General features: G+C 73.1%; 16 protein-coding genes. 8 read left to right on the top strand and 8 right to left on the bottom strand.

The window, feature by feature from the left end; translation table 11 throughout:
* Positions 1-1,554, top strand: coding sequence for an MFS transporter (locus tag PH203_RS28645; protein WP_289923451.1), 1,554 nt, complete (start codon positions 1-3; stop codon positions 1,552-1,554).
* Here the strand turns inward: PH203_RS28645 and PH203_RS28640 are convergent.
* Positions 1,543-2,355, bottom strand: coding sequence for a LuxR C-terminal-related transcriptional regulator (locus PH203_RS28640; protein ID WP_289923449.1), 813 nt, complete (start codon positions 2,353-2,355; stop codon positions 1,543-1,545). The genes PH203_RS28645 and PH203_RS28640 overlap by 12 nt on opposite strands.
* Before the next feature lie 578 nt (positions 2,356-2,933).
* Positions 2,934-3,341, bottom strand: coding sequence for a DUF5997 family protein (locus PH203_RS28635; RefSeq protein WP_289923447.1), 408 nt, complete (start codon positions 3,339-3,341; stop codon positions 2,934-2,936).
* Between the two features lie 58 nt (positions 3,342-3,399).
* Here PH203_RS28635 and PH203_RS28630 point away from each other — a divergent pair, with 58 nt between their 5' ends.
* The 3 genes from PH203_RS28630 (at position 3,400) to PH203_RS28620 (ending at position 8,709) form a co-directional block, all read left to right on the top strand.
* Complete coding sequence (locus PH203_RS28630) at positions 3,400-4,170, top strand: LysR family substrate-binding domain-containing protein (RefSeq protein WP_289923445.1); 771 nt, start codon at positions 3,400-3,402, stop codon at positions 4,168-4,170.
* A 397-nt stretch (positions 4,171-4,567) separates the two neighbouring features.
* Positions 4,568-7,189 (top strand): LuxR family transcriptional regulator, encoded by a 2,622-nt coding sequence (locus PH203_RS28625; protein ID WP_289923443.1) that lies wholly within the window; start codon positions 4,568-4,570, stop codon positions 7,187-7,189.
* 104 nt (positions 7,190-7,293) lie between these two features.
* Positions 7,294-8,709 carry an FAD-binding oxidoreductase gene (locus tag PH203_RS28620; protein WP_289923442.1) on the top strand — a complete coding sequence of 472 codons (1,416 nt, stop codon included), beginning with the start codon at positions 7,294-7,296 and terminating at the stop codon, positions 8,707-8,709.
* 158 nt (positions 8,710-8,867) lie between these two features.
* Here the strand turns inward: PH203_RS28620 and PH203_RS28615 are convergent, their stop codons facing one another.
* Together PH203_RS28615 and PH203_RS28610 are read right to left on the bottom strand one after the other, a co-directional pair.
* Positions 8,868-9,578, bottom strand: a complete 711-nt coding sequence (locus PH203_RS28615) for an HAD family phosphatase (RefSeq protein WP_289923441.1) — start codon at positions 9,576-9,578, stop codon at positions 8,868-8,870.
* Between the two features lie 13 nt (positions 9,579-9,591).
* Positions 9,592-10,068 (bottom strand): Lrp/AsnC family transcriptional regulator, encoded by a 477-nt coding sequence (locus PH203_RS28610; protein ID WP_289923440.1) that lies wholly within the window; start codon positions 10,066-10,068, stop codon positions 9,592-9,594.
* Positions 10,069-10,296: 228 nt separating this feature from the next.
* Here PH203_RS28610 and PH203_RS28605 point away from each other — a divergent pair, with 228 nt between their 5' ends.
* From PH203_RS28605 to PH203_RS28595, 3 genes are all read left to right on the top strand, one after another.
* Positions 10,297-11,784, top strand: coding sequence for an FUSC family protein (locus PH203_RS28605; RefSeq protein WP_289923438.1), 1,488 nt, complete (start codon positions 10,297-10,299; stop codon positions 11,782-11,784).
* 52 nt (positions 11,785-11,836) lie between these two features.
* Positions 11,837-12,004 (top strand): nitric oxide synthase oxygenase, encoded by a 168-nt coding sequence (locus PH203_RS28600; RefSeq protein WP_354671270.1) that lies wholly within the window; start codon positions 11,837-11,839, stop codon positions 12,002-12,004.
* A gap of 90 nt (positions 12,005-12,094) precedes the next feature.
* Positions 12,095-13,123: a lactonase family protein gene (locus PH203_RS28595; protein WP_289923437.1), complete on the top strand. Its 1,029-nt coding sequence runs from the start codon at positions 12,095-12,097 to the stop codon at positions 13,121-13,123.
* Positions 13,124-13,452: 329 nt separating this feature from the next.
* Here PH203_RS28595 and PH203_RS28590 read toward each other — a convergent pair whose 3' ends face one another.
* From PH203_RS28590 to PH203_RS28575, 4 genes are all read right to left on the bottom strand, one after another.
* Entirely contained in the window at positions 13,453-14,373 is a 921-nt protein-coding gene (locus PH203_RS28590; protein WP_289923436.1) for a hypothetical protein, read from the bottom strand.
* Positions 14,374-14,492: 119 nt separating this feature from the next.
* Positions 14,493-15,488 (bottom strand): BadF/BadG/BcrA/BcrD ATPase family protein, encoded by a 996-nt coding sequence (locus PH203_RS28585; protein WP_289923668.1) that lies wholly within the window; start codon positions 15,486-15,488, stop codon positions 14,493-14,495.
* 527 nt (positions 15,489-16,015) lie between these two features.
* Positions 16,016-16,693, bottom strand: coding sequence for a uracil-DNA glycosylase (locus tag PH203_RS28580; protein ID WP_289923435.1), 678 nt, complete (start codon positions 16,691-16,693; stop codon positions 16,016-16,018).
* A gap of 81 nt (positions 16,694-16,774) precedes the next feature.
* Complete coding sequence (locus PH203_RS28575) at positions 16,775-17,860, bottom strand: sialidase family protein (RefSeq protein ID WP_289923433.1); 1,086 nt, start codon at positions 17,858-17,860, stop codon at positions 16,775-16,777.
* Between the two features lie 270 nt (positions 17,861-18,130).
* Between PH203_RS28575 and PH203_RS28570 the strand changes: the two genes are divergently transcribed.
* Entirely contained in the window at positions 18,131-18,712 is a 582-nt protein-coding gene (locus PH203_RS28570) for a hypothetical protein (RefSeq protein WP_289923431.1), read from the top strand.
* The last annotated feature ends 52 nt before the right edge of the window (positions 18,713-18,764 follow it).

The raw sequence follows: 18,764 nt of genomic DNA, 5'->3' as shown, positions 1-18,764 counted from the left end.
ATGAACAGCAGCCCGCAGCCGACCTCCCCGACTCAGGCCGCCACCGACAGCACCGGCGGTGGCGGAAACGGCATGGCGCTGCTGGTCATCGCCTCCTGCCAGTTGATGGTGGTCCTCGACATCACCATCGTGAACATCGCCCTCCCCGACATCCAGCGCTCCCTGGACTTCTCCACCACCAGCCTGGCCTGGGTGGTCAACGCGTACACCCTCACCTTCGGCGGTCTGCTGCTGCTCGGCGGCCGCGCCGGTGACATCCTCGGCCGCCGCCGGGTCTTCATCTGCGGCGTGCTGCTCTTCGTCCTGGCGTCCCTGCTCGGCGGACTCGCCCAGAACGAGGCCCAACTCCTCGCCGCCCGTGCCCTCCAGGGCGTCGGCGGTGCCATCGCGTCCCCGACCTCCCTCGCCCTGATCAGCACGACGTTCCGCGAAGGCCCGGAACGCAACCGGGCGTTCGGGGTGTTCGCCGCGGTCTCGGCGGGCGGCGGCGCGATCGGACTGCTGGCCGGCGGCATCCTCGTCGAGTATCTGAACTGGCGCTGGGTGCTCTTCGTCAACGTTCCGATCGGACTGCTGATCGCCGTCGCCACCCCCCGCTGGATCAGGGAGTCCGAACGCCATCCGGGCCACTTCGACATCACCGGCGCGCTGACCTCCACCGTCGGCATGGTGCTGCTGGTGTACGGCTTCATCCGGGCCGCGCAGGAGGGCTGGCGGGACGCGCTCACCCTGGCCTCGTTCGCCGCGGCCGTCGTCATCCTCGCGGTGTTCGTCCTTGTCGAACGGCGTTCCCGGCAGCCGATCACACCGCTGCACATGTTCGCCGACCGCAACCGCGCGGGCACCTACGGCATCATGCTGTGCCTCGCCGCCGCGATCTTCGGCATGTTCTTCTTCCTCACGCTCTTCGTGCAGAACGTGCTGGCCTTCAGCCCGCTGGCCACCGGGTTCGCCTTCCTGCCGGTCAGCGCGGTCATCGCGGTCGGCGCCGGGCTGGCCTCGAAGTTCCTGCCCACGTACGGCCCCAAGCCCTTCATGGTGGTGGGCGCGATCCTCGCCGCCGCGGGACTCGCCTGGCTGACCCTGACCGACGTCCACTCCACCTACGCGGGCAGCGTCCTCGGACCGATCCTCGTCTTCAGCCTGGGCATGGGCATGGAGTTCGTGTCGCTCACCCTCATGGCGCTCTCCGACGTGCCCGTGCAGGAGACCGGCGCGGCTTCCGGGCTCCTCAACGCCACCCAGCAGGTGGGCGGTTCGTTGGGGCTGTCCATCCTGGTCACGATGTTCGGCACGGCCAGCACCGACGAGTTCGACAAGCAGCTCCCGCTCTTCCAGTCCCAGGCCACCCCGGCGGAGCGGCTGCAGTTCCAGCGCACCGGGCAGCTTCCCGGCCACTGGGGCGACGAGGTCCTCACCGCCGGAGTCTCGGCCGCCTTCGTGGTGGCGGCCGTCTTCACCGCCGTCGCCGCGGTCATCGCCGTCCTCGCCATCCAGGTCCGTCCCTCCGACCTGGAACGCCTCAAGGGCAACGGGATGCCCTCACCCCCGTGAGGAGGCCGGTGCGGGAACCAGCCCCAACTGCTGGGCCCGCAGCACCGTCCCGAGCCGGTCGTGCGTGCCGAGCTTGCGGTAGATGTTGGCGACGTGCTTGTGCACCGTTCGCTCGGAAATCCCCAGCCGACGCCCCATCGCGGCGGCCGTCAGCGCGTCGCCCAGCAGGATCAGCACGGTCGACTCCCGCGGCGTCAGCCCCACGTCGTCGCAACCCGGCACGAACACCCGCTGCAGCAGCTGCCGTTGCTGCTCGATCCCCGCCAGCAGCGGCTGGAGCCGCCCGGCGACGAACACCTCGTCGTCGCTGAAGTCGCGTCCTGACCGGTAGACGAGGCAGCCGGTGATCGGGGCCTTCGACTGCGGCAGCGGTATCCCCAGCGCGTGGTCCACGTCCATGATGTCGTCGATCAGCCGCGCGGTCCGGCTCGCGGACCACCGGCGTCCCGCCGCCCGCCGTGCCGTCACCGGCGCCCTGTCCCGGCTCGCCCCGTAGTGCTGTGCGAACGGATACCCGGCCCGCAACAGCCCCATGGCCTCGTCCCCGAGCACATCGAACTCCCGGGCCACACCCGGCGACAGCCCGACCGTGCCCCCGCTCTCGCTCCAGTCGTCCAGCTTGTAGATCAGGACCTCGCCCCCGATGAGGTCCGGCAGCGAGGCCGCCACCAACGGCCACAACTGCCCGGGGTCACGCTCGTGGAGTGCGGCGACGGCCACCGCCAGCATGCGCTCGTAGGCTCCGCCCAGCCCCTGTGCCACGTTCGTGCTCCACTCGTCCGCGTACGCAGTTCTACCCATATCTGCGTCACCCCTTGCCACTCCAGAATGCAACAGAGCAACAGCGACGTTCTCGTGTAATCCGGCACATCGGCGCTCCGGCGCCCCCGGGCAGGGGAGAACAGGCTCGGAGGGGACGCCTGTTCACTCCCCGACCACCTCCGTGCGGACCGCCGGCGCGGGGGACCGGCGGTCCGCACGGGGTCTTTCACCGCAGGTACGCGGCGCCTCTCGCTACGGCCCGTCCGGGCGCATCACGTCCGAGACGGACTTCACGCCGCCGTGGGCCGTGAGCTCCGTCGCTCCGGCCGTACGTCGGTCGCGACCACCTCGGCGCCCGCCCGGGCCGGCCAGGGCGGCGGCCTCCGCGGCGCCCTGACCACGGGCCGCACCCGTGACGACCACGACCTTCCCGGCAAGCGGGGATGTGCTCCACTCGTGCGGGCAACCTGCTGCCCCGGCACGTCGATTCCCGGCCCGTGGGCGGGCTCCCGCCCTGGTCCAGCCGGAACGGCGGATACCCGTCCCGCAGCAGCGCCACGTACACGGCGACCTGGGGTGGACGACGTCCAGGCGGGCCGGGGGCCGACAGACGTACGTCAGTCGCGGCCGGCGGGCCCCGCCTTCTCGGCCTTCTCCGCGTTCTTCTTCTTGATCCGGACCGTCTCCTTGCGCACCTCGGCCTGCGTGGCGCGCTCCTTGGCCAGCCACTCGGGCTGCTCCTGCTTCAGCGCCTCGATCTGCTCGGTGGTGAGCGGCTCGGTGACGCCGCCGCGCGCGAGACCCGCGATGGACACACCGAGCTTGGCCGCGACCACCGGACGGGGGTGCGGACCGTGGGCGCGGAGGTCCTGGAGCCACTGGGGCGGATCGGCCTGGAGCTCGTTGAGCTCGGTCCGCGAGACGACGCCCTCACGGAACTCGGCGGGGGTGGCCTCGAGGTACACACCCAGCTTCTTCGCCGCGGTCGCGGGCTTCATCGTCTGGGTGCTCTGGTGCTGCTTCATGCCCTCAAGGGTATCGACTGGGTGAACCTCCGCCGACCACGGCGGGTAACCTGGCCAGGTGACAGGCTCGGAAGAATCCCCGCAGTTCCGGCTCGCGTACGTCCCGGGAGCGACCCCCGCGAAGTGGGTGCGGATCTGGCAGGAGCGGCTGCCGGACATCCCGCTGACCCTCCTCCAGCTCTCGGGCACGGAGGCGGTCGACGCACTGCGGGAGGGCGCCGCGGACGCCGGTCTGGTCCGGCTGCCGGTCGACCGTACGTTCTTCAGCGCCATCCCCCTCTACACGGAGACCACGGTCGTGGTCGTCCCCAAGGACCACGTCATCGCCGCGGTCGAAGAGGTGGCCCTGGAGGATCTCGCCGACGAGACCGTGCTGCACCCCCTCGACGACGTCTTCGACTGGGACCGGCCTCCCGGGGAGCCCGCCTTCGAGCGCCCCGCGACCACGGAGGACGCCGTGGAACTGGTCGCGGCCGGCATCGGCGTGCTCGTCGTCCCCCAGTCGCTGGCCCGCCTGTACCACCGCAGGGACCTCACCTACCGCCCGGTCACGGACGGCCCCGAGTCCTCCGTCGCCCTGTCGTGGCCGGAGGAGTCGACCACGGACCTGGTCGAGGACTTCATCGGCATCGTCCGCGGGCGCACGGTCAACAGCACACGGGGCCGCACCGCGCCGCAGGCCACGGAGACGCCGAAGAAGAAGGCCAGGGCGGCTCAGACCCAGGCCAAGCAGCCCAAGCGCCCCGACGCGTCCGGCGGGCGACGCAAGCCGCCAGCCGCCAAGAAGGCCCAGGGCGCCAAGCGCGGCAAGCCCCGGCGCCGCTCGTAGGCGGCTCCGCTCACCGGGGTGAGGGTGGGCGGCGGATCGCCGAAGAGGGCGGCGTTGGCGTCCAGCCCGAACGACAGGTAGCTGGTCGCCGGGTCGCGGGCGACCAGGTCGACCGGGTGTCAGCCCGATGAAGTAGGTGACGAGCCGCTTCTCCGCGTCGGCCTTGCCCTGCTTGGAGCCGAGCACCTGGTTGAGCAGGGCCCGCTCGAAGTAGTCCATGCGCGCGGTGACTGGAAGACCGACGGCCGGCTGACGTACCCGGGGGCGCGGGGCCGCATCGACAGCGGCTCCGCCGCGGGGCGCGATCGGCCACAACGGACCCGCGCCGACCCGCCGACCCGACCCGGCACCCCGCACGACGGCTCCCCCGGCGGAGCGCTCTGGCACAATCTGGCCCGTGGACCGGTGGCTCCTCGAACGTGAGCCCGAGCTGACGCGACTGGCCTCGGCCGCCCGGGAGGCGGCGCTGGGTGCCGGATCGGTGGCGCTCGTCTTCGGTGAGGCGGGGATCGGCAAGTCGAGCCTGGTCAAGGCGATGCCGGACCGGCTCCCGGGCAAGGCCCGCGTCCTCGTCGGCCAGTGCGACGACCTCGCCACCCGGCGGCCGCTCGGCCCGTTCCGCGACCTCGTCGGCAGTGTCGGCGCCGATCTCGCGCGTGCCGTCATGGAGGGCGGCGACCGGCACCGCGTCTACGAGGCCCTGCACGGCGAGCTGGCCGGCACTCCGCATCCCGCGGTACTCGTCGTGGAGGACGTCCACTGGGCCGACGAGGCCTCCCTGGACGCCCTGCGCTTCCTGGTGCGGCGCATGGAACAGCTGCCCGCGCTCCTCGTCCTCACCTACCGGGACGACGAGTTGAACCGCGGCCACCCCCTGCGTCACCTCCTCGGCCAGGTCTCCCGTACGCCCCGCGTGCACCGGCTGCCCCTCGCCCGGCTCTCCCTGGACGCCGTACGCACCCTCAGCGCGTCCCGCCGTCTCGACCCGGCCCAGGTGTACGAAGTGACCTCCGGCAACCCGTTCTTCGTCGCCGAGATCGTGGCCGCCGGTGGCACCGGGGGAGTGCCCCCGACCGTCGTGGACGCCGTCCTTGCCCGCCTGCGGGGACTGGACGCCGCCACGGTGGACGCGCTGGAGCAGCTCGCCGTCGTCCCGTCGGCCGTCGAACGACCCCTGATCGACGCCCTGTTGACCGATGGAGTCGCCGCGCTCGCCGAACCCGAGCAGCGCGGGCTGCTCGCCGTGGTCCCGGAACGGGCGGCGTTCCGGCACGAGTTGATCCGGCGGGCCGTCGCCGACTCACTGCCCGCGGCCCGCCGGATCGAGCTCAACCGCAACGTCCTCGCCGCACTGGTCGCCCGGCCCGGCTCGGACGCCGCCCGGATCGTCCACCACGCCGACCAGGCAGGCGACTTGGACGCCGTCGCCCGCTACGGCCCCGACGCCGCCAAGGACGCCGCGAGCGCCGGCGCCCACCGGGAGGCCGCCGCCCAGCTCAGGCTGGTCCTGCGGGAACGGCACCGCTACGGCCCGGCCGAACTCGCCGACCTGCTCGAACGCTACGCCGTGGAGAGCTACACCATCGCCGACTCGGCGGCCGCCGTCAGCGCTCAACGGGACGCCGTCGCCCTGCGCCGATCCCTCGGCGACACCCTCGCCCTCGGCGCCGACCTGCGCTGGCTCTCCCGTATCCACTGGTGGGCCGGGGACGCCGACCAGGCCCAGGAGGCCGCACGCGAGGCCGTCGCCGTCCTGGAACACGCGGGCGACGACCGGCTGTTGGCGCTCGCCGTCAGCAACACCGCCCAGCTGCGCATGCTCTCCGACCGCTACACCGAGGCCGTCGAGCACGGCGAACGCGCGATCGCCCTGGCCCGCAAGGCGGACGACGCGGCGATCCTCTCCCACGCCCTCAACAACGTCGGCACCGCCCGCTGGCGTGCCGGAGACCCCGGCGGACGGCGCCAGGTCGAGGAGAGCCTCGACGTCGCGCTCGCCGCGGGCGAGGTCGAACACGCCTGCCGCTCCTACGCCAACCTCATCTGGAACCTCCTCGACCACCTCCAGTACGCCGAGGCGGACCTCTTCCTGCCGCCGGCCATGGACCTCGCCGACCGCGCCGAGCACCTGGGTTTCCTCAACTACCTCCACGTCGAACTGGCCATGCGCCGACTCGCCGCCGCCGACTGGGAGGAGGCCGAGAAACACGCCGAGTACGGCATGCACGACTTCGTGCCCGCACGCTGTCCCGCCCTCACCGTCCTCGCCCGGGTCCGCACCCGCTGCGGCCGCCCCGGCGCCGCCGAACTCCTCACCGAGGCACGGGAGATCGCCGTACGGACCAGGGAACTGCAACGCACCGGCCCGGTGGCGGCGGCGCTCGCGGAGGCGGCCTGGCTGCGCGGCGACCCGGCCGCCGTGGTGGCCGCCGCGCGGCCCGTCCACGCCCAGGCCGAACGCGTGCCCGGCATCCCGTACCGCGCCGAACTGGGCTACTGGCTCACCAAGGCCGGACACCCCGTCTCCCTGGACGACTCGGACCATCCGTACGCGCTCCAGGCCCGCGGCCGGTGGCGCGCGGCCGCCGCCCGCTGGCAGGAGGCGGGCTGCCCCTACGAACACGCCGGCGCCCTCGCCGAGAGCCCCGACCCCGCCGACAAACTCACCGCGCTCACCGCCCTCGACGCCCTCGGCGCCGAACCCCGGGCGCACCTCCTGCGCACCGAGCTGCGCGGCATCGGCGTACGCCACATCCCGCGCGGTCCGCTCGCCGCGACCCGCGAGAACCCCGCCGGACTCACCCGGCGCCAGGCGCAGGTCATGCGGCTGCTCGCGGAGGGCCTGACCAACGCCGAGATCGCGGCCCGGCTGGTGGTGTCGGTCCGTACGGTCGACAACCACGTACGCGCGATCCTCGACAAGCTCGACGCGCCCACCCGACGGCACGCCGCCGACCGCGCGACCCGGCTCGGTCTGCTGAGGGAACCCGAAGGGCCGCTTCCGGGCGCCGAAACGTAGGTATGCCGGGGCGCCGACCTGGGTGACGGCCACGGATACCGATTCCCCCGCAACGCGAATAGAACGTGCAGGACCGATCGAACTTCTCGAAACGGGGGATTCGTATGTCCAGTACACCCGCCCAGGCGGCGGCCAAGGAACTCACCGGATTCAGCGGTGAGTTGATCGGACCCGACGACGCCTCCTACCAGGAGGCCCGTGCCGTCTACAACGCGATGATCGACCGCCGCCCCGCGCTGGTCGCCCGCTGTGCCGACGCGGACGCCGTCGCCCGGGTGATCGGATTCGCCCGCGCCCACGGTCTGCCCCTCGCCGTCCGCGGCGGCGGCCACCACGGTGCGGGGCTCGGCACCGTCGACGACGGTGTGGTCGCCGACCTCTCCCCTCTCAAGGACGTCCTCGTCGACCCGGAAGCCCGCACGGTCCGGGTCGGCGGCGGCTGTGTCTGGGGCGAGGTCGACCGCGCCACCAACGCCCACGGCCTCGCCACGCCCAGCGGCATCATCTCCACCACCGGCGTCGGCGGCATCACCACCGGCGGCGGCCTCGGCCATCTCACCCGCAGGTGCGGGCTCACCATCGACAACCTGCTGGAGGCCGACGTCGTCCTCGCCGACGGGCGCAAGGTACGGGCGAGCGCCGACGAGAACAGCGACCTGTTCTGGGCGATCCGCGGCGGCGGCGGCAACTTCGGTGTCGTGACCTCGTTCGTGTTCCGGCTGCACGAGATCAGCACGGTCGTCGCCGGACCGACCTTCTGGCCGGTCGAGGCCAGCGCCGAAGTCCTCGCCGCCTACCGGGACTTCCTCCCGGACGCCCCGCGAGACCTCAACGGCTTCTTCCTGCACGGCACCGTGCCACCCGCCCCGCCGTTCCCCGAGGAGATCCAACTCCGCAAGACGGCGGGCGTGGTGTGGTGCTACACGGGCGCCGACACCGAGGCGGCCGCCCGCGAGATGGCCCCGCTGCTCGACGCCCTGCCCGCGCCCCTGCTGCACGCCCCCATGGTGATGCAGCATCCGGACATGCAGTCGATGTTCGACGCGCTCTACCCGCCCGGCCACCAGTGGTACTGGCGCGCCGACTTCGTCGAGACCGTCCCCGACGACGCCGTCGAACTCCACGCCAAGTTCGGCGCCGAGGTCCCCACCATGCAGTCGACCATGCACCTCTACCCGATCGACGGCGCCGCCCACGACGTCGGCCAGGACGAGACACCTTGGGCCTACCGCCACGCCAACTGGGCTTCCGTGTACGCCGGAGTCGACCCCGACCCCGCCAACGCCGAGCTGATCAAACGCTGGACGGTCGACTACTTCGACGCCCTGCACCCGTACTCGGCGGGCGGCGCCTACGTGAACATGATGATGGACGAGGGCCAGGAGCGCGTCCGGGCCAGCTATCGCGGCAACTACGACCGTCTGGCCCGTATCAAGGCCGACCGCGACCCGGACAACGTCTTCCGCCTCAACCAGAACATCCAGCCGGCCCCGAAGCCGAGCCACGAGGCACGGCCGTAGGACTCGTCACCGTCCCCAAGTCCCGGGGCCGGCCGGCCGAACGGCACCGGCCGCCCCGGGACGCTCCCCAGGTGTCGTTGAACGGGGGTGCCCCGGGCGGGGGACGGGGCACCCCTCCGGCGCCGCCGGGATCCGGTCCCGCGACCCGGTCGGGTCGATCACCGCGTCGATCTCCTCGAGCCCCTCGGCCCGTGCACCAGCCAGTCGTACGCCGCCCGGGCCGTGAACTCCTGCTGGCCACCGCGCAGCAGCAGGTCCGCCGTGGTGAACTCGGGGGCGCCGGCCTGGGCGGCCACGTACGGGATCGCGATGCAGCGCATCCCGGCCGCGTGCGCGGCTGCGGCGCCGGGGGCCGCGTCCTCCAGGACCACACAGTCGGCCGGGTCCGCGCCGAGGCGGCGGGCCGCCTCCAGGAAGACGTCCGGCGCGGGCTTGCCGCGCTCGACCTCGTCGGCCGAGACGACGGTGCGGAGCCAGGCGCCGAGGCCGGTGCCGGCCAGGATCGCGTCGATGGCCTCCGGAGACGAACCCGAGGCCACGGCCATGGGTACGCCCTCGGCGGCCAGCAGCTCCACGAACTTGCGCATCTCGGGGTAGGCGGACGTGTCGGCGCGGGCCAGCTCCAGATAGCGGCGGTTCTTGGCGGCGAACAGCTCCTCGACGGAGGCCGTCAGGGCGTACTCCCGCTTCCAGATCCCGACCGTCTCCAGCGTGCTGATGCCGACGTACCGCTCGTGCTCCGCCCAGGTGAAGCCGGGGACGCCGTGCTCGGCGAGAACCTGACGGCCGGCCTCGTAGTAGTTCGGCTCGCTGTCCACGAGTGTTCCGTCGAGATCGAAGATGACCGCGAGGGTGCCGAGATTGCTCATGGTGCCCAGGATGTCAGGTACGTGTGGCCCGGCCGATCGACTCGACCAGCGGCAGCAACCGGTGCGGCACCCGCTCGCGCAGCGCCACCTCCGTGCGGGTGCGGACCACGCCCGGCAGGCTGATGACCTTCTGGATGACGTCCTCCAGATGCGCGTTGTCCCGCGCCACGACCCGGGCCAGCAGATCGCCGCCGCCCGCGATCGAGAAGGCCTCGACGATCTCCGGGAGCGAGGCCAGCGCGTCGCCCACGTCGTCGAGCCGCCCCTGGGTGACCTCGATGTGCACGAAGGCCAGCACCGGGTGGCCGAGGGCCGCGGGGGAGAGGGCGGGCCCGGTGCCGGTGATCACGCCGTCCCGCTCCAGCCGGTCGAGGCGGGCCTGGAGCGTGCCGCGGGCGACACCGAGGATGCGGGCGTACTCGCGCACGCTCGTACGGGGCTGTTCGAGCAGCAGACGCAGGATGCGGGTGTCGAGCTCGTCCACGGCCATGGTGCGCGGCCCTTCCTCGTATGTGGTCCGTTGGTCCGTGCGCGGACCTTCCAGGATCGCCCTGACTGTGCCAATGGCTCAGCGTATCCGAGGCCTGTTGAGCCAGCTGTGGTGGCAATGGTGCAATGGGGGCGTCGATGGCGCTGCGGAACCCCGCGGCGCCTTTTGCATGCCGTGCGCAAAAGCGCCGGCACACCGGACGCATCGTGAGAGCAGGGGGCGGAAGCAGTGCTGAAGAGGGTGTTCCTGGCGCCGGACCCGGGGCGGATGCGGCTGCGCTTCGCCGCGCGGGCCGTGCTCGGCATCGGACTCGCGGTGATCGTCTGCGGCCTGGCCGGACACTCTCTCGTCGGCGCCGTGACCGGCGGCCTCGCCGCGCTGCTCGCCCTGTTCACCGTCACGGACGCCACGGTCCGCGGCCAGGCGGTGACCACCGCGCTGCTGCCCGTCGTAGGACTGCCCGTGCTCGCCGCCGCGGCCGGACTGCACGACCACCCCGTCGCCCGCGACCTCACCTTCCTCGCCGTGATCGGCGCGGGCGTGTACGCGCGCCGCTGGGGCCCGCGCGGGCACAGCCTGGGCGTCTTCGCGTTCATGAACTTCTTCGTGGCGCAGTTCCTCCAGGCGACCACGGACCACCTGCCCGAGCTGTACGCCGCCGTCCTGCTGTCCGTGCTGCTCGCGGCCGCGGTGCGCTTCGGCCTGTGGTGCTACGAGCGCCGCCTGCCCCCGGCCCCCGTGCCCGCCCCGCCCGCGGGCACCGGACTGGACCGGGTGACCACCCGCCAAGCGGTCCAGGCGACCACCGGCGCGGCCTTCGCGCTCGTCGTGGGCCAGCTCATCTCCCTGGAGCGCTGGTACTGGGCCGTCGGCGCCACCTGGTGGGTCTTCGTCAACACCACCTCGCGCGGCGAGACCCTCGTCCGCGGCTTCCGCCGGGTCCTCGGCACCGTGGCCGGCATCGGCCTCGGCCTGCTCGTCGCCGTCCCGCTGGAGGGCGCCGCCGTCCCCTCGGCCGTGATCATCGCGGCCTGTGTCTTCGGGATCTTCTACACGGCCGCGGTCTCGTACACCTGGATGATGCTCTGCGTCACGGTCATGGCCGAACTGCTCTACGGCCTCCTGGGCGTCCTCACCCCCGGCCTGCTCGCGCTGCGCCTCGCCGAGACCGGTATCGGGGCGCTCGGCGCGGTCCTCGCCGTGCTGTTCGTACTGCCGGTCACCACCCACACCACCACCGACGCCTGGATCCAGCGCGCCCTGCGCTGCGTCCATGCCTGCACCGCCGAGGCCGCCGCCCGACTGCGCGGTGTCGAGGGCGCCGACCCGGCCCCACGCGTGGCCGAACTGGAGCAACTGCTCGGCCGGGTACGGCTCTCGGTCGCCCCGCTCATGCACCCGCTGAACCCGATGCTCGGCCGCAAGCGGCGCGCCCGCCGGGTGCTCGCCCTCCTCGACGACTGCGCCCGCGAGATCCGCGGCCTGGTTGCCGTAGCCGCCGACCCGGAGGCCTCGCACGACGCCCGTCTGGCCGCCGCCTGCTGGCGCGTGGAAGCCGCGGTGGAGGCGCTCACCGGCGGCGGAGCGGTCCCCGTAACGGACCAGCCGCCCGCCGAGGAACCCGCCCTGGCCCATCTGCACGGTCTGGAACGGGCCCTCGCCGAACTGGCCGCTCCCCTGCGGACACCGACCGGCTCGCCTCTGGTCGGAGCCTGAACCGCCCCGGGGTCGACCGGAGCAACCACTTTTACGAGCCATCTGCCGCCGCGTGGGCGCCGACCGGTCCTGGATCGTCCCGCCGATCTCGGGCAGCGCCGCACCCGTCTTCCATCGCACCTACGAGACGCTGGAACACCGCCCGGCGTACGTCCACCACCCCGAGGCGCTGGCGCGGGCGCGGGGCGAGAACACGGCCGCTTCCGTTGCGGGCCGATGAATGTCGACGACATGACCCCCATTTGGTCTAGACCGATGCCCTCCACTGTTACGGTCGCCCCGGACGGCACAGGACCGAGAGGGGACAGCGGTGGCAGAACTGCAGCGGAGGGCCTTCATCGGGTCGTTCACGGCGGCCGGGGGCCCGGGAATCGTCACGGCGGCCGTGGCCCCGGACAGCGGCGCCCTGACGGTTCTGAGCAGCGTGGACGGCCTGCCCGACCCGTCGTACCTGGCGCTGTCGCCCGACGGGGACACGCTCTACGCGGTCAGCGAGACCCCCGACGGCGCGGTGGCCGCGTACCGGGTGACCGCCGACAAACCCGAGGCGGCGGGCCCGCCGGTACGGGTCGGCGGCGACGGCCCCACCCACCTCGGCCTCTACGACGGTCACGTCCTGACCGCCAACTACGGCTCCGGCAGCGTCACCGCGGTGCCGGTCCGCCCCGACGGCACCCTCGCCGGTGCCGTCGCCGTCCTCGCACACACCGGCTCCGGCCCGCACACCCCGCGCCAGCAGGGACCGCACGCCCACCAGGTCCAGGCCGACCCGAGCGGCCGATGGGCGGTCAGCGTCGACCTCGGCACGGACTCGGTCCGGGTCTGCACCCTGACCGACGGCACCCCGGTGCTGCATCACGAGTCCGCCCTGCGCCCCGGCTCGGGCCCGCGCCACCTGGCCTTCCACCCGGACGGCACCTTCGCCTACGTGGTCAACGAACTAGCCCCGACCGTCACCGTCTGCCGCTGGGACGCCACCGAGGGCCTCCTGAAGCCCCTCGCGGAGGCCCAGGTACTGCCGGGCGCCCCGTCCGGCGACGCCTACCCCTCGGGCATCGTCGTCTCGCCCGACGGCCGGTTCGTCTGGACCGCGACACGTGGCGAGGACGTCCTGTCGACCTTCGCCGTGGAAGAAGGCGGGGAGCGGCTGCGACTGGTCGGAACGGTCCCCTGCGGCGGGCACTGGCCGCGCGCGCTCGCCGCCTCGGAGGGCTACCTGTACGTGGCCAACGAGCGCTCCGGTGACGTGACCTGGTTCGCGGTCGACCCGGGCACGGGGCTGCCGAGCAGGAGCGGGGCGATCGAACTGGCGGCGGCTTCGTGCGTGGTCATCGGGTGAGGGGCCGCGGGTCTTGGTGCGGGGTGCGGGCTGTGGGATGCGTGGTGCAGGGCGACGGAGGCCGCGTGGACGGGGTGCGGTCGAGCGAGGCCGCGTCGACCGGGTGCGGTTCGGCCGAGGCGTCGTCGACGGTGAGGTGAGGCGGGCAGCGGGCTGCGAGCCGTGAGTCCTGCAGGCGCGCGAGTCGGCCGTGCGCCAGGCGTCGTGACAGGCGTCGGGGCGAGGGGGCACCGGGTGTCCGCCCCAACCACCCCCCACGCCGAGGGGCCCGTCTCCCGTACTGGGAGCGGGCCCCTCGGCGATGCTGCGGCGGTGCGGTGCTGCGTGGGTCAGCGGGTCGGCGCGCCCTGGGGCTGCGGCGGGGCGATACCCAGTGCCGTCGTGTACTTGGCCAGGGCGAGCTTGCCGATCGCGGGGTACGGGCCGAGCGCCTCGGCCGCGGCGCAGCCCGCCTCCTTGGCCGCCTCCTCGATCAGGCCCGGGTCGATCTCCGGCCCTATCAGGTACGGCGCCAGCGCCAGGTTCTGCGAGCCGGAGCCGCGGAGCTGCTCGGCCACGGAGGCGATCGAGCCCTCCTGGTCCAGGGCGGCGGCCATCACCGGCACTGCGAGGCGCGCGGCGAGCAGCATGCCGGTGATCCCGGCGGCCTGTACGGCCTCGTCACCGCCCACCGAGGCGAGGATGATGCCGTCCGCGGCGGTCGCCACGGTGAACAGCCGGGCGCGGTCGGCACGGGCCAGGCCCGCCTCCGACAGCCGCACGTGCAGCGCCTCGGCGAGCAGCGGGTGCGGGCCGAGGACATCGGTCAGGTCGGCCGCGACGCGGCTGTCCATCACGGCCTGGCGGACGACCCGCAGCAGCGCGCTGTCCGGACCGGCCAGCAGCGGCACGACGACGGCGACGGGGCCCTCGGGCTCCTTGACCTCCACACCGGCGGCCTTGGCCTGCTCGTAGCGGGCGGTGCGCTCTTCGGCCGCGTGGACGAGCACCGACTGGAGTGTGGGGAACTCCGCGTCGTCACCGTCCAGGTAGCCGATCCGCGCGTCCAGGCCGGGCAGCTCGGAGCGGGCGATGCTCACGACCTCCTCGGCGAGGCTGCGCGTCGCGACGCTGGGCGTGCCCGGCACCGCGAGGACAAGCGCGGGCGCGCCCTCGGGAGCCGCCAGCGGCTCGGGACGGCGGTGCCGTCCGGGCTGGCGGGGGCGCGGCATTCGTACTGGCAGGCCGGCGGGCCCAGTGGGGGAGCTCATGGCGCCGCATGTTACTGGTTTCCTGGGCTTCCCTGTTCGGGGAGGGTGCAGGTGAGCGGTATCCGTCCGGTTTTGTCTGATGAGTTACGTACGGATCGGACGTGACGGCCGTGCCGGGATCAGTCGCCCATTTTGGTAACCAGGTACAGCATCGACGCATCACTCGGCAGGGTGAGTTGTCCTGTAGCCAGGTCTGTCGCGATCCGTACCGCGCCCTGCAGCGGGTCTCCGGCCGCCGTCACCTGGCGGGCATGGGGCAACCGCTTCGCCAACTCCTCCTCCAGGGGGAGCAGGAGAGGGGCGCCGATCCTGGACAGGCCACCGGTGAGTGCGACTTGGGGTGCGCCGTCAGCGGGGCACACGGCGGCCGCCGAGTCGGCCATGTGCCGGGCGGCCTCGTACAGGATGCCCGCGGCGAGGGGGTCCTCCGGGGCGCAGGCGGCGACCTGCGGCGCGAACGAGGCGAGGACGGCGGGCCGGTCGGGGCGCGGATAGAGCCGGCCCGGCAGCCCCGGCATCGCGCCGAACAACTCCTCGGCGCGCGCCAGCAGTCCGGCCGACCCACCGGGCCGCCCGTCATGGGCACGCAGCGCTGCTTCCAGGCCCGCCCGCCCGATCCAGGCACCGCTGCCGCAGTCGCCGAGCAGATGCCCCCAGCCGTCCGCACGACGCCACCCGGTCAGATCCGTGCCGATCGCGATGAGTCCCGTCCCGGCCGCGATCACGGCGCCGGGCACCGGTCCCAGGGCGCCGACGTAGGCGGTGACGGCATCGGCGACCAGGGCGACCTGTCCGATCCCGAACTCCCGCCCCAGGGCGCCCGGGAGTTCGGCGCGCAGCGCATCGCCGAGGGTCGACAGACCGGCGGCACCGACGACGCCCGTATGCAGCGCGCCCACATCCGTCGCGGCGGTCAACGCCCGGACCATGGGCACCAGTTGCCGCATCAGATGCTCCGGATCGATCCCCCGTACCCCGGTCCGCACCGACTCCCGCGACACCCGCTGCCCCAGCACCCCGCGCTGAACGGTCCCGACAACGACCCGAAGCCCGGAACCACCGGAGTCGACGGCGAGAAAGCCGGAGTCACGGACCCGGAGGGCCGTGGGGGAGATGGCGGGGGCAACGGGTCGGCCTGTGCTGTGAGGCGGGGTGTCGGGGTCTGTGGGGGAGGTGGCTGGGACGGGGGTTTGGTCCGTGCTGTGAGGCGGGCTGTCGGGGTCTGCGGGGGTGGCGACTGGGACGGAGGGTCGGTCCGTGCCGCGAGGCGTGCTGGCGAGGCCCGTGGCGGTGTCCGTTGAGGTCGGGTGTCGGTCCCCGCCGGGAGGCTCGTCGGCGGAGTCTGCGGCGGAGCCCGCAGAGCTGCCCGCCGCGCCGGAGGGCTCGCCGACCGCACCCGCCGGGGAGGCGGACAGCTGGAGCGTGCCCGGGGTCCCGCCGCCGGGGCTCGCTGGAGGGACGGGGCCCCCGACCGGGTCGGGAGATCCGCTGCGGGGCCGCAGGGCGGACGCGGCCGGGGCAGACGGCTCGACCGGGCCGGGAGGCTCGCCGCCGGGCCGCGCGCGTGAGATGCGCGGCCGGGGTTGCGCCGTCCGCCCGGCTACCGCACCCCCGGCCGGACCCGGTCCGTCCCCCGCCCCTGTCACGGCAGGCGCCAGTCCACCGGCTGTCCTCCCTGCCTGACCAGCAGGTCGTTGGCGCGGCTGAACGGGCGGGAGCCGAAGAAGCCACGGTCGGCCGACATCGGGGACGGGTGGGCGGACTCCACGGACGGCAGATTGCCCAGCAGGGGGCGGAGGTTGCGGGCGTCTCGGCCCCACAGGATGGACACCAGCGGTTTGCCGCGCGCGGCGAGCGCGCGTATCGCCTGCTCGGTGACCTCCTCCCAGCCCTTGCCGCGGTGCGCGGCCGGCTTGCGCGGGGCGGTGGTGAGCGCCCTGTTGAGCAGCAGCACGCCCTGCTGGGTCCACGGTGTCAGGTCGCCGTTGGACGGCTGGGGCAGACCCAGATCGGTGTTGAGCTCCCGGTAGATGTTGATCAGGCTGCCGGGCAGCGGCCGCACGTCCGGCGCGACCGAGAAACTCAGCCCCACCGCGTGTCCCGGCGTCGGATAGGGATCCTGTCCGACGATCAGGACGCGGACGTCGTCGAAGGGCTGCTGGAAGGCCCGCAGCACATTCGGTCCGGCCGGGAGATAGGTGCGTCCCGCGGCGATCTCCGTCCGCAGGAAGTCACCCATCTCGGCGATGCGTACGGCGACGGGTTCGAGGGCCTGCGCCCAGCCCGGTTCGACGATTTCATGCAAGGGTCGTGGTGCCACGGCGTCACCCTACTGCCGTAAGGACAGCGGTGATCAACCGGTGGCCAAAGCCCGGCCACCACGGCCGTCCCCCCTCGTGGCTCATCCGATCACCGCGGCCCGTACGCACAGCACGTCCGGCAGATGGGACGTCAGCTGCTGCCAGCTGTCGCCGTCGTCGGCCGACGCGTACACCTCGCCGTTGCGGTTGCCGAAGTACACGCCCGCCGGGTCCGAGTCGTCGGTGCACAGCGCGTCCCGCAACACCGTGCCGTAGTGGTCCTCCTGCGGCAGCCCCGCCGACAGCGGCTCCCAGCTCTTGCCCGCGTCCGCGGTACGGAAGACCCGGCATCGGTGGTCGGCCGGGACCCGGTCCGCGTCGGCGTTGATGGGGAAGACGTACGCCGTGTCACCGCGGTGCGGATGGGCGGCCGCTGCGAAACCGAACGTGGAGGGCAGGCCTTCGCCGATGTCCGTCCAGTGCGCGCCCGCGTCGTCGCTGCGGTAGACGCCCCAGTGGTTCTGCAGATACAGGCGGTCGGGGGTTGCCGCGTCGCGGGTGACCTTGTGGACGCACTGGCCGAACTCGGGGTTGGGATCCGGCAGGAACACCGCGGAGACACCGGAGTTGGAGGGGGCCCAGCTCGCGCCCCCGTCGGTGGTCCTGAAGACCCCGGCCGTCGACACGGCGACGGTCACGGCCCGCGGGTCGCGCCGGTCGGTCAGGACCGTGTGCAAGCCCTCTCCGCCGCCGCCGGGCACCCACTTCGAGCGCGTGGGGTGCTCCCACAGCGGCCGGACCAGCTCGAAGGTCTCGCCACGGTCCTCGGAGCGGTACAGCGCGGCCGGTTCCGTGCCCGCGTACACCACGTCCGGCTCCGCGGCCGCCGGATGCAGCTGCCACACGCGCTCCAGCGAGGCACCGGTGTCCTTGGGGAACTTGACGGCGGGCTGCGCCGGTTCGGTCCAGGTGCGGCCCAGATCGTCGGAGTGGAACACCGACGGTCCCCAGTGGGCGCTGTCGCCGCCGGCCAGCAGCCGTGGCCGCTCGCCCCGGGTGTCGATCGCGACCGAGTACACGGCCTGCGCGTTGAAGTACGGACTCTCGTCGAACTCCCAGGTCCCACCCCGCCTGCGCCCGATGAACAGGCCCTTGCGGGTGCCCACGGCGAGCAGTACCTCGGACATGCCGATCACCTCCGTGACGTCTTTGTCTCAGACATCGGCCAGTCTGCACCCCGGCACTGACAGTCTCCCGTCGAAACGGTTGCGTCGCAGGTCAGGGCTGGGATGGTAACCGCTTGCGCGGATCCGCGGGCCGCTTTCGGGAAGAGCGGGCCGGCGGAGTGTGACCCGTGCGACGGTCGACTCGGGAGACGGGCCTGAGCACCGAGGAGGCGTCCCCCGTATGGAAAGGCGGTCCGGCATGTCTGCACGCTCATGAGGAGGAAGCCTTCGATGTCGTTACGAGGTCCGAAGGTGTGGCTGTGGCGCTGGCGGCGCAATCCGCTCAAGCGCCGCGCCGACAAGGTGGAGGCATGGGTCGTGCTCGGGGCCTGGCTGCTCACCGTCCTCGCCGGAGTGGCCGCGGGCCTGGCGGCGACCGGCTCGGTCGAACACAGCCTCGCCCGTGAACGCGCCGAGTGGCGGCAGGTCGAGGCTCACCTCACCGAAAAGGCACCCGGCAGATCGGGCCAGTCCGGGCCGACGAGCGGCGACCAGGTCTGGGCGAAGGTGACCTGGCAGTCGGCGGACGGCACCTTCCGCACCGGCCAGGTCCGGGTCGACCCCGGCAGCGTCGCCGGTACCCCGGTCACCATCTGGACCGACCCGGAAGGCCGCCTGGTGACCCGCCCGGCCACCGAGTCCCAGGCCGCCCTCCGAGCCTCGCTCATCGGCGCCCTGACGGGCCTGAGCGCCGCCTTCGTCCCCTTCACGGCCGGCCGTATGCTGCGCGGCCGTCTGGAACGCCGCCGGATCGACCGATGGGACGCGGAGTGGGCCCGGTTCGGTCCCATGTGGGGCCGGACGACGGGGTGAGCCGGGCGGGCCGAGACGGCGCGGGCGACCGGGAGGAGACGGTGGACGGGGG

The organism is Streptomyces sp. S.PB5 (assembly GCF_030403745.1).
Classification (GTDB): Bacteria; Actinomycetota; Actinomycetes; order Streptomycetales; family Streptomycetaceae; genus Streptomyces.
Note: the sequence above shows the minus strand (reverse complement) of the source record. Positions and strands in the feature narration are given on the sequence as shown.

Excerpts from the sequence above, each read along its gene's own strand:
- PH203_RS28645 (WP_289923451.1), top strand. The coding sequence starts at position 1 with ATGAACAGCAGCCCGCAGCCGACCTCCCCGACTCAGGCCGCCACCGAC.
- PH203_RS28640 (WP_289923449.1), bottom strand. The coding sequence starts at position 2,355 with ATGGGTAGAACTGCGTACGCGGACGAGTGGAGCACGAACGTGGCACAG.
- PH203_RS28635 (WP_289923447.1), bottom strand. The coding sequence starts at position 3,341 with ATGAAGCAGCACCAGAGCACCCAGACGATGAAGCCCGCGACCGCGGCG.
- PH203_RS28620 (WP_289923442.1), top strand. The coding sequence starts at position 7,294 with ATGTCCAGTACACCCGCCCAGGCGGCGGCCAAGGAACTCACCGGATTC.
- PH203_RS28615 (WP_289923441.1), bottom strand. The coding sequence starts at position 9,578 with ATGAGCAATCTCGGCACCCTCGCGGTCATCTTCGATCTCGACGGAACA.
- PH203_RS28610 (WP_289923440.1), bottom strand. The coding sequence starts at position 10,068 with ATGGCCGTGGACGAGCTCGACACCCGCATCCTGCGTCTGCTGCTCGAA.
- PH203_RS28590 (WP_289923436.1), bottom strand. The coding sequence starts at position 14,373 with ATGAGCTCCCCCACTGGGCCCGCCGGCCTGCCAGTACGAATGCCGCGC.
- PH203_RS28575 (WP_289923433.1), bottom strand. The coding sequence starts at position 17,860 with ATGTCCGAGGTACTGCTCGCCGTGGGCACCCGCAAGGGCCTGTTCATC.
- PH203_RS28570 (WP_289923431.1), top strand. The coding sequence starts at position 18,131 with ATGTCGTTACGAGGTCCGAAGGTGTGGCTGTGGCGCTGGCGGCGCAAT.